The organism is Microbispora hainanensis (genome assembly GCF_036186745.1).
Classification (GTDB): Bacteria; Actinomycetota; Actinomycetes; order Streptosporangiales; family Streptosporangiaceae; genus Microbispora.
In genome coordinates, this window is sequence record NZ_CP108086.1 from 3,485,299 (window position 1) to 3,498,100 (window position 12,802).

13 protein-coding genes are annotated in these 12,802 nt (G+C 70.9%); 7 read left to right on the plus strand and 6 right to left on the minus strand.

Annotation, left to right across the window (positions count from 1 at the left end):
* Nucleotides 1-19 precede the first annotated feature (19 nt).
* Complete coding sequence (locus OHB01_RS16540) at nucleotides 20-1,681, plus strand: DUF6350 family protein (protein ID WP_328708345.1); 1,662 nt, start codon at nucleotides 20-22, stop codon at nucleotides 1,679-1,681.
* Here the strand turns inward: OHB01_RS16540 and OHB01_RS16545 are convergent.
* The 3 genes from OHB01_RS16545 to OHB01_RS16555 form a co-directional block, all read right to left on the minus strand.
* Complete coding sequence (locus tag OHB01_RS16545) at nucleotides 1,660-2,115, minus strand: MerR family transcriptional regulator (RefSeq protein ID WP_328855608.1); 456 nt, start codon at nucleotides 2,113-2,115, stop codon at nucleotides 1,660-1,662. The genes OHB01_RS16540 and OHB01_RS16545 overlap by 22 nt on opposite strands.
* Nucleotides 2,116-2,133: 18 nt before the next feature.
* Nucleotides 2,134-3,192 (minus strand): NADP-dependent oxidoreductase, encoded by a 1,059-nt coding sequence (locus OHB01_RS16550; protein ID WP_328855609.1) that lies wholly within the window; start codon nucleotides 3,190-3,192, stop codon nucleotides 2,134-2,136.
* A gap of 236 nt (nucleotides 3,193-3,428) precedes the next feature.
* Complete coding sequence (locus tag OHB01_RS16555; RefSeq protein ID WP_142646623.1) at nucleotides 3,429-3,833, minus strand: hypothetical protein; 405 nt, start codon at nucleotides 3,831-3,833, stop codon at nucleotides 3,429-3,431.
* A 167-nt stretch (nucleotides 3,834-4,000) separates the two neighbouring features.
* On the opposite strand from OHB01_RS16555, the gene purN reads away from it, so the two are divergent.
* The 5 genes from purN to OHB01_RS16580 all read left to right on the plus strand — a co-directional run bounded on the left by purN (nucleotide 4,001) and on the right by OHB01_RS16580 (nucleotide 9,449).
* Nucleotides 4,001-4,657: a phosphoribosylglycinamide formyltransferase gene (gene purN, locus OHB01_RS16560; protein ID WP_142646621.1), complete on the plus strand. Its 657-nt coding sequence runs from the start codon at nucleotides 4,001-4,003 to the stop codon at nucleotides 4,655-4,657.
* Complete coding sequence (purH, locus tag OHB01_RS16565) at nucleotides 4,654-6,195, plus strand: bifunctional phosphoribosylaminoimidazolecarboxamide formyltransferase/IMP cyclohydrolase (protein WP_142646619.1); 1,542 nt, start codon at nucleotides 4,654-4,656, stop codon at nucleotides 6,193-6,195. Before purN ends, purH begins: the two co-directional genes overlap by 4 nt.
* A gap of 127 nt (nucleotides 6,196-6,322) precedes the next feature.
* Entirely contained in the window at nucleotides 6,323-6,490 is a 168-nt protein-coding gene (locus tag OHB01_RS16570; protein WP_168065741.1) for a hypothetical protein, read from the plus strand.
* Nucleotides 6,491-6,515: 25 nt separating this feature from the next.
* The gene (locus OHB01_RS16575; RefSeq protein WP_142646617.1) at nucleotides 6,516-7,361 is read left to right on the plus strand and encodes a bifunctional methylenetetrahydrofolate dehydrogenase/methenyltetrahydrofolate cyclohydrolase; all 846 of its coding nucleotides are present in this window, start codon (nucleotides 6,516-6,518) and stop codon (nucleotides 7,359-7,361) included.
* 279 nt (nucleotides 7,362-7,640) lie between these two features.
* The gene (locus tag OHB01_RS16580) at nucleotides 7,641-9,449 is read left to right on the plus strand and encodes a phosphatidylglycerol lysyltransferase domain-containing protein (RefSeq protein WP_205830013.1); all 1,809 of its coding nucleotides are present in this window, start codon (nucleotides 7,641-7,643) and stop codon (nucleotides 9,447-9,449) included.
* 40 nt (nucleotides 9,450-9,489) lie between these two features.
* Here the strand turns inward: OHB01_RS16580 and OHB01_RS16585 are convergent, their stop codons facing one another.
* Both OHB01_RS16585 and OHB01_RS16590 read right to left on the minus strand, forming a co-directional pair.
* Nucleotides 9,490-10,143: a hypothetical protein gene (locus tag OHB01_RS16585; protein WP_328855610.1), complete on the minus strand. Its 654-nt coding sequence runs from the start codon at nucleotides 10,141-10,143 to the stop codon at nucleotides 9,490-9,492.
* A gap of 74 nt (nucleotides 10,144-10,217) precedes the next feature.
* Complete coding sequence (locus OHB01_RS16590) at nucleotides 10,218-10,472, minus strand: hypothetical protein (RefSeq protein WP_147945175.1); 255 nt, start codon at nucleotides 10,470-10,472, stop codon at nucleotides 10,218-10,220.
* 55 nt (nucleotides 10,473-10,527) lie between these two features.
* Here OHB01_RS16590 and OHB01_RS16595 point away from each other — a divergent pair, with 55 nt between their 5' ends.
* Nucleotides 10,528-11,898 carry a hypothetical protein gene (locus OHB01_RS16595; RefSeq protein ID WP_328855611.1) on the plus strand — a complete coding sequence of 457 codons (1,371 nt, stop codon included), beginning with the start codon at nucleotides 10,528-10,530 and terminating at the stop codon, nucleotides 11,896-11,898.
* 10 nt (nucleotides 11,899-11,908) lie between these two features.
* Here the strand turns inward: OHB01_RS16595 and OHB01_RS16600 are convergent, their stop codons facing one another.
* Entirely contained in the window at nucleotides 11,909-12,691 is a 783-nt protein-coding gene (locus OHB01_RS16600; protein WP_142652781.1) for a transposase family protein, read from the minus strand.
* Nucleotides 12,692-12,802 lie beyond the last annotated feature (111 nt).

The window sequence follows — 12,802 nt, forward strand, 5'->3', positions numbered from 1 at the left end:
GCTGGGATGATGCGGTAACGTGACGGGCCTTCTCGACCAGTTCAGGACCGCTCCCCGCGCCGTGCTCGGCCGCATGGGAGCCGGGGACGACGAGGAGACCCGCCGGCCGCTCCCCGTCTCGGGCATGCTGGCCGCGGTCGGGACGCTCGGCGTCGGCCTGGCCGTGCTCACCACGCTCACCCTCATCGGCTGGATGGCCGCGCCCCGCGGGCCGTTCGGCGAGGGCCTGCCCGGCGTCTTCCGTACGGCCTGCCAGCTCTGGCTCGCCGCCCACCACGCCGGTTTCGCGATCCCCGGCGGCCGGGTGGGCCTGCTGCCCATCGGCCTGATGATCCTGCCGGGGGTGCTGCTCTATCGGGCGGGCCTGTGGATGGCGCGCGACGCCGACCTGCGGGTGCGGATGCCCGCCCGGCTGCCCAAGGGCACGCCGCGCGACGTCGAGAACGCCCGGCGCCGCGCTCAGCTCGCCCTCATCGCCCAGGCCGGCATCTCGCTGGCCGCGCCGTACGCGCTGCTCGCCGGGGTGATCGCCCTCGTCTCCGGCAACGAGATCATGGAGCCGTTCCTCGGAGAGGCGCTGGTCAGCCACCTGCTGCTGGCGTTCGTCACCGGATCGGTGGCCACCGCCCGCACGATCGGGCCGTGGCGCTCGATGCTGCGCCTGCTGCCCGAGCGGCCGCGCTCGCTCGTGGCGGGCACGGCCGTCGCGACCGCGCTGATGCTCGTGGCCGGGGCCGTGCTGGTCCTCGCGGCCGTGGTGGTCAACTTCGCCCGGATCCAGCAGATGTCGGAGGTGCTCAGCCCCGGAGTGGTCGGCGGCCTGCTGCTCCTGCTCCTGGAGGTCCTCTACTTCTTCAACGCCGTCATCTGGGGCATGGCCTACATCTCCGGGCCGGGGTTCGCGGTGGGCGCCGGGACGCTGGTCGCGCCCACCGGGGTCAAGCTGAGCGCGGTGCCCATGCTGCCGCTGCTGGGCGCCCTGCCGTCGTCCGGAGCCGCGCCCCCGTGGGTCATGAGTGTGATCGCGGTGCCGTTCGCGGCCGGTGCGGTCGCCGGCGTGGTGACGGCCCGCGTCGCGCCGACCCCTTCGATCGAGGCCGCGCCGCTGTGGGGGTTCGTCTGCGGGATCACCTCCGGGCTCGTCGCGGGAACGCTCGCCGCGCTGTCGGGCGGCCCGCTCGGCGGGGCGGGCCTGGCCGCCGTGGGGCCGTCCCCCTGGGAGGTGGCGCTGTCGGTCACACTGGAGGTCGGCGTGGCCGCCGGGATCTCGGCCGGCATCGCCAACTGGTGGCTGATCTCCCGGCGTCCTGCCACCCCGCCCGAGCCGGTGCGGAAGGCCGGAGCCGTGATCGCCAAGGCGGCCGGGCGGGTGCGGCCCACACGCGGCGCCCACCTGCCGGGCCACTGGCTGGACGCCACCGAGGCCGACACCCAGCCGATCCCGGTCATCAGGGACGACTGGACCGACGAGCACGCCGCGGCGGCGGCGGAGACCTTCGACGCCATGGACGCACGGCGGGCCGGGTCCGCATCCCAGACCCCCGGGAAGCCGCGCAAACCGGCGCCGAAGCGCCGTGACCCGAGCCCCCCGCCGGCGCCGCGCAAGGACATCGTGGACGAGACCGACGACCGTGGGGGTCACGTCATCTACGTCGATCCCTACGCCTGGGACCGCGACTGATCCGCCCGTTCCGTACGGTCTGTGTGGTCTGTGCGCTCCGGCCCGGCGATGGCCGAGGCGAGCCGGTTCCGCAGGTCCGTCAGGCGGGCGATCTCGGCGTCCAGGGCGGCGATCCGGCGCTGCACGACCCTCCTGCCGCCGCCACTCCCGTCGCCGTTGCCGTCGCCGTTGCCGGAGCAGCCGGGGCTGCCGTACGGCGGAAGCGTGTCGCCCTCCAGCAGGTGCAGGCGGTCGGCGCAGCGGGCGACGTCCTCGATGGTCAGGCCGAGGGCGAGCAACTGCCGCACCAGGCGGATGCGGGCGATGTCCCTCGGGCCGTACTCCCGCTGGCCGGACGAGGTCCGCGCGGGCGGCGGGAGCAACCCGCGCTGCTCGTACAGGCGTAGGGCGCGTGGCGTGGTCCCGGCCGCCGCCGCGGCGTCGCCGATCCGCATGAGACCTCCCGGCTGTGGTCACATCTCGATGACGACCGTCCCCACGTGTCGTCCTTCGAACAACTCACGCAACGCCAGCGGCGCGCGTTCGATGCCCGCGATCCGCGTGTGCGGGAAGGTGACGGCGCCCGATCGCAGCCAGGCGCCGAAGCGCTCCGTCCACTCCGCGTGGACCTCGCCGTCGACGCCGACGAGGCCGCGGATGGTGATGTTCCTGGCGATGAGCTGGAAGGCGTCCAGCTCCACCGGGGCCGTCGTGCCGCCGGACGCGGGCGAGAGCTGGGTGGCCAGGGTGCCGACCACGACGAGGCGGGCGCCGGGCCGCGCCGCGGCCACCGCGGCCTGAAGCTGTTCGCCGCCCACGGTGTCGACGACCACGTCGACCCCGTCGGGCGCGGCCTCGGCCAGCCGTCCGCCGATCGGGCCGCCGTCGCGGAGCACCACCGCGTCGTAGCCGAGCTCGGCGGTCATGCGCCCGGCCTTGGCCGGGGAGCCGGTGGTGCCGATCACGTGCCCTGCGCCCAGTTGCCGGGCGATCTGCCCGGCGAGCGACCCGACGCCTCCGGCGCCCCCGGTGACGAGCACCGTCTCGCCCGCGCGCAGCCGGGCGATCCGGGCCAGGGCCGCGTACGCGGTCGCGCCGCCGGACGCGAGATGCGCGGCGGGGTCGGGCAGGGAGTCGCCCAGCGGCGCGGTGGCGGGCACCGCGGCGAACTCACGCCAGCCCTGGAAATGCGCGATCAGGTCGCCCGGCCGCAGGTCGCCGTCCGCCGGGGCCGCGACGACCTCGCCGACGGCCGGGCCGAACAGCGTGTCTCCGGGGTGGAGCGCGGGGAAGGGCGTGCCGGGCACCCCTCCGGCGATCAGCGTGCGCAGCGAGGGGAAGACCTGGAACCAGCGGTTGCGCACCAGCACCTCACCGTGCCCCGGCACGGGCAGCGGGACCTCGGCGATGGTCAGATGCTCGGGGCCGGGAAGACCACCGGACGGAACCTCGGCGAGGCGGATCTCCCGCGCGGTGCGGGGCAGGCTCGCGGTGGTGGCCAAAGTCGTGGCGCGGGGCAGGGTCGGGGGCATGGCGACTCCCACGGTGTCGGGAAAGGGACCGCTCGTACGGCCACGGCCGCACAAGCCCCGCGACGCTAACCCCTGACCCGCGCGTCAAGGGCAAGCCCGGCGAGCCGTACGCGACGCCGCGCGGCTCACCCGCCGTCGTGTCGTCAGGCGGGGGGAGGGGACTACGGCGTGTACGGCTTGCCCGTGGCCGTCAGGCGAGGGCCGGGGCTACGGCGTGTACGGCTTGCCCGTGGCCGTCAGGCGGGAGCCGGGACCCCGGAGGGCCAGGCCATGCCCATCTTCCGTTCGAACGACCGCATCAGCTGCTCGGAGCAGTCCTGCTGGGCCGCCACCGTGCCCGCGCCCTTGCGGCACTCGTTGTAGGCGTTGAGCTCGTCGGAGAAGTAGAGCTGGAATCCCGTGGTCACGATCCCCAGGACGAACGCGAGCGACGACAGCACGACGGCCCCGGTCGCGAGTCCGATCCCGCGTCGTTCGCGGCTGAGCAGGCGGAGGTCACGGATCGCGATGACGATCGCGAATATCGACAGCGCCAGCCCGGCCGCAGGCAGCATCAGCGTGAAGACCAGGGCCATGATGGCGAGCGCGAGCGCCCGGCGACCTCCGGTCGCAGGGGTCGGCGTCTGCAGGGGTGTTGTCACGGTCTCCTCGCCTCGCGTTCCGCATAACCCGTCGTCAGTCGTGATGGCCGGCGCCCGATACGCTTTAGCTGCGTCGAGGGACGGTCCTCCACGCTCGACCACTCTCTAAGGAACCATCTCCCGGCAACCACCTGCAAAACGAAGGCAGCTCACGAAGGAGTTCCGCTCTGTCCGTCCGGCTTGTCGTCCTCGTCTCGGGTTCGGGGACCAACCTGCAAGCGCTGCTGGACGCGGCGGCCGACGACGCGTTCGGCGCGGCGGTCGTCGCCGTTGGGGCCGACCGTACCGGTATCGAGGGCCTGGCCCGGGCCGAGCGCGCCGGCGTCCCCACGTTCGTCGAGAGGGTGGGCGACCACCCGACCCGGGATGAATGGGACGAGGGGCTTGCCGGGCGCATCGCCGAGCACAAGCCCGACCTGGTGGTCTCCGCCGGTTTCATGAAGATCCTCGGTCCTCGTGTGCTGGGCGCGTTTCCCGTGGTCAACACCCATCCGGCGTTGCTGCCCGCCTTTCCCGGCGCGCATGCCGTGCGCGACGCCCTCGCGTACGGCGTCCGCGTCACCGGCTGCACCGTCCACCTCGTGGACGCGGGCGTGGACACGGGCCCGGTGATCGCCCAGGAGGCGGTGCCCGTACGGGAGGGGGACGACGAGGAGTCGCTGCACGAGCGCATCAAGACCGTCGAGCGGCGTCTTCTCGTCGAGACCGTGGGCCGCATGGCCCGCGAAGGCTGGACCCTGACCGAGCGGACCGTGCGCCTCGGGACGGGACGAGTCGCAGGACAGGCCGCAGACGGCCCGACACCAGGAAGGATCACGAAGTGACCCGCATTGCCATCCGCCGTGCGCTGATCACCGTTTACGACAAGACGGGTCTCGAGGACCTGGCGCGGGGGCTTGAGGCCGCGGGCGTGGAGATCGTGTCGACCGGCGGCACCGCCGCCGCGATCGCCTCCTACGGCGTGCCGGTCACCAAGGTGGAGTCGCTCACCGGATTCCCCGAGTGCCTGGACGGGCGGGTCAAGACCCTCCACCCGCGGGTGCACGCCGGGCTGCTCGCCGACGGCGCCAACCCCTCCCACGTCAAGCAGCTGGAGGAGCTGGAGATCGAGCCGTTCCAGCTCGCGGTGGTGAACCTCTATCCGTTCGCCGCCACGGTCGCCTCCGGCGCGTCCGACGCCGAGTGCGTCGAGCAGATCGACATCGGCGGCCCCGCGATGATCCGCGCCGCCGCCAAGAACCACGGCACGGTGGCCGTGGTCGTCGACCCCGCGGTGTACGGCCAGGTGCTGGCCGCGGTCGCCGAGGGCGGCTTCACGCTGACCGAGCGCAAGAGGCTGGCCGCCACGGCGTACGCGCACACCGCCGCCTACGACGTCGCGGTCGCGTCCTGGTTCGCCAACGTGTACGCGCCCGAGGGCGACTGGCCGTCGTTCATGGGCGCGGCGTGGAAGCGCAAGACCGCCCTGCGGTACGGCGAGAACCCGCACCAGGCAGCGGCCCTCTACACCGGCGAGAAGGGCGGCCTGGCCAACGCCGAGCAGCTCCACGGCAAGGAGATGTCCTACAACAACTACGTGGACGCCGACGCCGCCTGGCGGGCCGCCTGGGACTTCGCCGAGCCGTGCGTGGCCATCATCAAGCACGCCAACCCCTGCGGCATCGCGGTGGGCGCCGACGTCGTCGAGGCGCACCGCAAGGCGCACGAGTGCGACCCGGTCTCCGCGTACGGCGGGGTGATCGCGGTCAACCGCGAGGTGACCCGCGAGCTGGCCGAGCAGATCGCGCCGATCTTCACCGAGGTCGTGGTCGCGCCGTCGTTCGCGGCGGACGCGCTCGACGTGCTCAGGGAGAAGAAGAACATCCGCCTGCTCGCCTGCCCCGAGGGCCCGTCGAACGCCGCGGAGTTCCGCCGCATCGACGGCGGCCTGCTCGTGCAGACGGTCGACCGGGTGGACGCGCCCGGCGACGACCCGTCCACGTGGGAGCTGAAGACCGGAGAGGCGGCCTCGCCCGAGGTGCTGGCCGATCTCGCCTTCGCCTGGCGGGCCTGCCGTTCGGTGAAGTCCAACGCGATCCTGCTCGCGTCCGGCGGTGCGACCGTCGGCGTCGGCATGGGCCAGGTCAACCGGGTCGACTCGGCCCGGCTGGCGGTCTCCCGGGCCGGCGAGCGCGCGGCCGGGTCGGTCGGGGCCTCCGACGCGTACTTCCCCTTCCCCGACGGCCTGCAGGTGCTGGCGGAGGCCGGGGTGAAGGCGATCGTCGAGCCGGGCGGCTCGATCCGCGACGAGCTGGTCATCGAGGCGGCCAAGGAGGCGGGCATCACGCTCTACTTCACCGGGACGCGGCACTTCTTCCACTGATCGAGAAGGCCGGACCTATCGGCATGGAGAGGTGATTGTTGGGGCGGATGGGGTGAAAGCGGCATGATCACCCCATTTGGGCGGTTAATCTGAAGCGCCTACCCCATCCTCTCCACGGAGTCTCTCCATGCCCCTTGATACGATCATGAGCTCCTTCGCGACGTTGAGCGGCGTGTGGAACAGCCCGATCGCGCTGCTGCCCGTCGCCGCGATGGCCGCCTACTTCGGCTGGCGGATCGTGGAGTTCATCCCCTTCACCCGCCGGATCATCGAGCGGCGCGAGGGGGGAAGGTAACACACCTGGAAGGACGGGAAGTGCCATGACCGCGCGGCTTCTGGACGGCAAGGCGACCGCCGCCAAGATCAAGGGTGAGCTGGCGGAACGGGTGAAGGCCCTGGCGAACCGGGGCGTCACCCCCGGCCTGGGCACGATCCTCGTCGGAGACGATCCGGGCAGCCAGATCTACGTCGCGGGCAAGCACCGCGACTGCGCCGAGGTCGGCATCACCTCCATCCGCAAGGACCTGCCGGAAAGCGCCACCCAGGCCGACGTGGAGGCGGCGGTCGACGATTTGAACGCCGACCCGGCCTGCACGGGCTACATCATCCAGCTGCCGCTGCCGCGCCACCTGGACACCCAGGCGCTCATCGAGCGCATGGACCCGGCCAAGGACGCCGACGGCCTCCACCCGGTCAACCTGGGCAGGCTCGTCCACATGGTCGACGCCCCGCTGCCGTGCACGCCGCGCGGCATCGTGGTCCTCCTCCAGGAGTACGGCGTGCCGCTCAAGGGCGCCGAGGTCGTCGTGGTCGGCCGGGGCATCACCGTGGGCCGTCCGCTGGGCCTGCTGCTCACCCGCCGCGCGGAGAACGCCACCGTCACGCTCTGCCACACCGGCACCCAGGACCTGGCGTCCCACGTGCGCAGGGCGGACATCGTGGTCGCCGCGGCCGGAGTGCCCCACCTCATCACCGCCGACATGGTCAAGCCCGGCGCTGCTGTGCTCGACGTGGGCGTCTCCCGGGTCGACGGCAAGCTCACCGGTGACGTGGCTCCCGACGTACGCGAGGTCGCGGGCTTCGTCGCCCCCAACCCCGGCGGGGTGGGGCCGATGACCCGGGCCATGCTGCTGGCCAACGTCGTCGAAGCCGCCGAGCGCGCCTGATCAACCGGGCTGCTCCGCCGGGCTGGTGCGCCTTCACCGGGCTGCTCCGCCGGGCTGGTGCGCCGGATTGGTCTGCCGGTTTTCTCGGGCGGTGCGTGACGTCACCGGATATTTCCGGCGCGCGTGCTTCACTGTGTTCGCCCGGCCCCGATCCTTCCGCGGCCGCTCGCCCTCTTGGCGTACCTGCGGGGGCGGTGGCCGTTGGTCCTTGTCAAGCCCGGTCCAAGAATCGGGCTCGAGGCCGCCGACCCGACAAATCATGACTTATCGTCACTGTGTGTGAGCAGTCGGACGCTAGCGTATGACCTGCGGTCTCGGGTCCCGGGGCTGGCGGCCGGGGCCGCGCTGCTGATCGGCATCCTGGACATCGTCAGGGGCCTGGTGCCGAGCCTGCGCGCGAGCCGGATCGGCGAGATCGCGAGCGTCCTGCCGGGTGCCGTCACGACGCTCGCCGAGACGGCGTCGCTCCTGGTCGGCATCCTGCTGATCATGCTCGCCCACGCCCTCAGACGGCGTAAGGCGCGGGCTTGGCGCGCGGTCGTGGTGCTGCTCCCGGTGGACGCCGTGCTCGAAGGTCTGCACCGGCATCCGGTCGCCGCGTCGGTCTCGCTGCTCCTGTGGGTGGTGCTGCTGGCCGGTAGAGGGGAGTTCTACGCCCTGTCGGACCCACGTTCGCGCTGGCGGGCGCTGTGGAACCTGCTGGTGCTCGGCGCGTTCGACATCGTGATCGGGTGGATCCTCGTCGCCGCACATCACCGTACGGTCGCGGGTGACCCCGGCTTCGGCGACCAGGTGTGGCACGTCGTGCTCGGCCTGGTGGGCCTGGAGGGGCCGGTCGTGTTCACGTCCGAGCGCACCGGCGACCTGGTCTACTTCTCGCTCGCCGGGCTCGGCGCGCTCACCGCCGTCACCACGATCTACCTCGCCCTCCGGCCGGAACGGCCGGTCGCGGCGCTGGACGAGGACGACGAGCGGCGGCTGCGGGCCCTGCTCGACCGTTATGGCCGGCAGGACTCGCTCGGATACTTCGCGCTCCGCCGGGACAAGAGCGTGATCTTCTCGCCCAGCGGCAAGGCCGCCGTGGCCTACCGCGTCGTCGCAGGGGTGATGCTGGCCAGCGGCGACCCCATCGGCGACCCGGAGGCGTGGCCCGGGGCGATCAGGCGGTTCCTTGAGGAGGCCAGGCGGCACGCGTGGGTCCCGGCCGTCATCGGCTGCGGCGAGACCAGCGGCGAGGTGTGGGCCAGGGAGGGCGGCCTCGACGCACTGGAGATCGGCGACGAGGCCGTCGTCGACGTGGCCGGCTTCACCCTGGAAGGCCGGGCCCTGCGCAACGTACGTCAGATGGTCAGGCGGGTGGAGCGCCTCGGCTACACCTGCCGGGTGCGGCGTACGGGAGACCTGAGCGAGGCGGAGCGCCGGCGCATCGCCGACCTGGCCGACCGGTGGCGCGGCACCGAGACCGAGCGGGGCTTCTCGATGGCGCTCGGCCGGTTCGGCGACCCGGCCGACGCCGGCTGCCTGGTGGTCACGGCCCACCGGGCCACGTCCGAGGGCGAGGAGGCACCGGGCGGGGACATCCAGGCCGTCCTGCACTTCGTGCCCTGGGGGGCCGACGGCATCTCTCTCGACCTCATGCGGCGCGACCGCGAGGCCGACCCCGGGCTCAACGAGCTGCTGATCGTGTGGGCCCTGCAGGCCACGCCGGACTTCGGCGTGACCAGGGTCTCGCTGAACTTCGCGATGTTCCGCTCCGCGCTGGCCCGGGGTGAGCGGCTGGGGGCGGGGCCGGTGCTGCGGGCCTGGCGCGGTGTCCTCGTCTTCCTGTCCCGCTGGTTCCAGATCGAGTCGCTGTATCGCTTCAACGCCAAGTTCCGGCCCTCGTGGGAGCCGCGGTTCCTGCTCTATCCCGCCGCCCGCGATCTGCCACGTATCGGCATCGCCGCGCTGCGGGCAGAGGCGTTCCTCACGCCCCTGCGTCTCCGCTGGGGCCTGCTCCGCCGCCGGCGACCGGCTCCCGTTCCCCGTCTCCTCCCCGGTGCCGTCGTCGGCGGCGACAGCGGCCCGGAGACCCGCAGAACGGCCTGACCGTCCGCACGGGAAGCCGGTCGGTGTACGGCAGCCGGGTCTACCCGCAGACGCCGGGGAGGCCGCAGAGCTTGGCGGCCATCGTGCGCGCGTCCTTGATCAGCGGGCGGAACTGGGAGATCGGAAGGCTCTTGGTGACCAGGCCGGTCCTGACGTAGACCGCGATCGCGCTGCCTTGGCGGACGACGACCGAGCGGGAACGGTTCTCGAAGAAGAAGCCGCCGATCCGGAGGGCCTCGTCGCCGACCCCGGTGCTCTTCCAGCGGTATGAGTAGCGTTCGTGGCCGCGGCCCCCCGAGCCGCATTCGGCCAGGTCGGCGCGTACGGACCGCATCGCCGCCTTCGCGGCCCGCGCGGACGGGTAGAGCACGACCTGCTCGCTGCGATAGACGGTCTCCGCCAGATAGGTGAACGTACGGCTCGCGCTGCGGCCGTCGCGGGCGGTCCTGCGGCCGCACGGGTTCACCTCAAGGGGCTTCTTCAGGCTGTTGCTGAGCTTCAAGTGCTCCCACGGCCTGCGCGGGCCGTTCAACTTGGCCTCGTTCAGCAGGAATCCCCTGGGCAGCTTCGCCGTGGCCTGAACCGCGCTCGCCACCCCGGCCGTCACCTGCGCCGCCTGTGCCGTCGCGGCCTGACCCGTGCCCAGCGCCGTAGCCGTCACGGTCACCATGGCTGCCGTCATAACCCTGCGCATCGCACGCTCCCTTGCCGATCGGCGGACATCCCGTTTCGACGGAACACTCGCCGCTTTTGTTCAGCACGTCTCCGTCAGTTCCTGTTCACCAGGTCGCGGGCCTCGCGCTGCAGTCGATCGGCCTCGTCGAGAAGCTGGGCCGCCACGGTGCGGCAGCGCGTCCTCCAGGTGCCGATCTGGCCGCGTATCCGGTCGGTCAACGGGCCCGACCACTCCATGGTGGCCGCCATGCCGTTCACTCCATCGACCAGCTTCTCCACGTCGTTGGCTAATTCCCGAAGTTCGGCGGCCCTGTTCTCGAGTTCCTGCACTTCGGGTGGAGATGGCACGTTTTCTCCTCTCAGCGCTTTATTCGAGGATAAGTTACAGGTAGGCTCCCGCCGCATGGGGGAAGGCGTGACGCGGAGCTTCAGGCCTGAAGACCTCGAACGCTTGGCCGGCCTTATGGACGACCTGAACAGGTCAGCGGATGAGGTTTTTAAACGCGCCTGGCCATTACAGGCATCCCAAATCGTCGCACCACTGCGGGAATTGCCTGCCTGGGGAAGCGACACGGCCAAGGACCTGAGGCAGCGGGCCGCAATCGGCCGGCTGCAGACCGGCGACCCGTTCGCCGGGCTCGTGTGGGCGGGTTTTCCGCCGCTGGAAATCGTCGCGAATGGCGACAAGATCGACCCGGCGACTCTCATCTCCGTCAACTCGGTCGCGGACTGGGCGAACAAGATGGGAAATACGGATTTCCATCGCAAGCCCGGCGAGTCGCTGGACGACTACCTCACGCGGTTGAGGGCCGCCGCCGTCGCGCACGCCATCCCGGCCCTCGAACCGCACGAGGCGACGGTCGCCAACATCCTCAAGATCGTGAGCGATGTCAAAGGGGTCACCGCCACCGCCCCGATCGTCACCACCCAGGCCGTATCCCTCAGCCGCGTGCTGTTCAACAATCAGATCCTGAAGCCGGCGCTCACAAAACTGATCGACACAGCCGTGCAGGGTAAGGCGAACGCCCTGGCGAAAAAGCTGATACCGCGCACCAGATCTGTCGCTGCTCCAGGCACCGGTCTCGCCGGTCTCACTCGGCAGCTTTTCATGAAGAGCAAGCTCTACCGCGACTACGTGTCCCTGCTGCCTCATCAGCTGGAGATGGACGGCGCCGCCAAGGCGGTTACAACGGGCAGAGCGCTCGCTGGGGCCCGGGTGAACAACTTTCTCAATCGCGTCTTCGGCGACAACCGGCTCGCCGAGCTGCTGGGTGGCAAGACACATGCCGGGGTAGATGTGCGAGCTGCCGGAGAGGCGAACCTGCTCAAGGTCTGGTCGGCCACCGCGGACCCGAAAAAGATGGAGGCTGCCGCCGCGATCCTAAAGGTCGAGCCCACCGCCCTTACCCGGCTAGGAGTGGTGGCCCGTACGGCTGGGGCCTTCCGGTCGCTAGGCATTGTGGGCGCGGTCGCCAACACCGGCTACAGTGCGGCGAACGTTATCTCACAGGGCAACCCGATCGACGCGTTCAAGCGCAATGGCGCCGGATATGTCGCGGATATCGCCGAGGTTACTTTCAACGCCTCCCTAACCGCCGCGATGATCTGCCCCAGTCCCGTCGCCCTCGGAGCTACCGTCATTACGGGTGCCGTTTACGTCGGCGCGAAGGTCATCGAACACTGGGATGACATCGAGGCCGGTGCGAAGAAGGTGGGCGAGGCGATCGGCGAGGGGGCGAGAAAGGTCTTCAGCAGCCTCAACCCGTTCGACTAGTGAGCCAATTTCATCCTCGGGAGGCGTGTGCTACCCGATGGTTCTGAAGGACCGCGATGGCTTTGACCAGGTGGCCGGTCTTGCTCGGGCTACATCGCAGCTTGCGCAGGATGCGCCAACTCTTGAGCTGGGCGTTCGCGCGCTCACCAGGCCCGCGGAGCTTGGCGTGTGACCGGTTGGCCTGCTTTTGAGACTCGGGCTTGTTCCTGCCCTTGTACGGCGTGATCAGCACCTCGGCCCCGGCGCCCTGATAGGCCTTGTCGGCCAGGGTGATGATCCCGGCTTGGTCGAGCGCGCGCAGGATGCCCCAGATCCGGGCGGCGGTCAGGTCGTGGGTCTTGCCTGGCAGCGCACCGGAGGTCCACACGATGGTCCCGTCCGGTCCCGCGATGACCTGCACGTTCATCCCATGCACGCGATGCTTGCCCGAGTAGTAGGGCCGGTCGGCCTTCACTCGGTCGGTGCGGATGAGCGTGCCGTCCAAGACCAGGTAGTGCAGGCCGTCCTTCGTGGCCTTCCGCAGCGCCGTCGCCAGTTTCGGTGATCGAGCCGACAGCAGGGCGACGGTTTCCTCCACATACCGCCACGCGGTGGCCGCCGACACTCCGAAACCCGCTCCGACCTCGGCGAATGTCTCGCCCTTGCGCAGATAGACCAGCACCAGGAGCGCCTGCTGCCCGGGGTTGAGCCGCCGCCACGTCGATCCGATGGCCTTGCGCCGCCTGCGGATCAGTCCGGCCACGTAGTTCAGCGTTGAACGCGACAAATCGACGGCAGCACGATAGAACAGCACCCGAAGCTCCTGGCGATGACGGTGATGGTTGTGGTGATCAACCCGTCTACCAGGAGCTTCGCCACATCATGAGGAAAACCCGAGCATCGCGATCATGCTGTGACCGGCTTA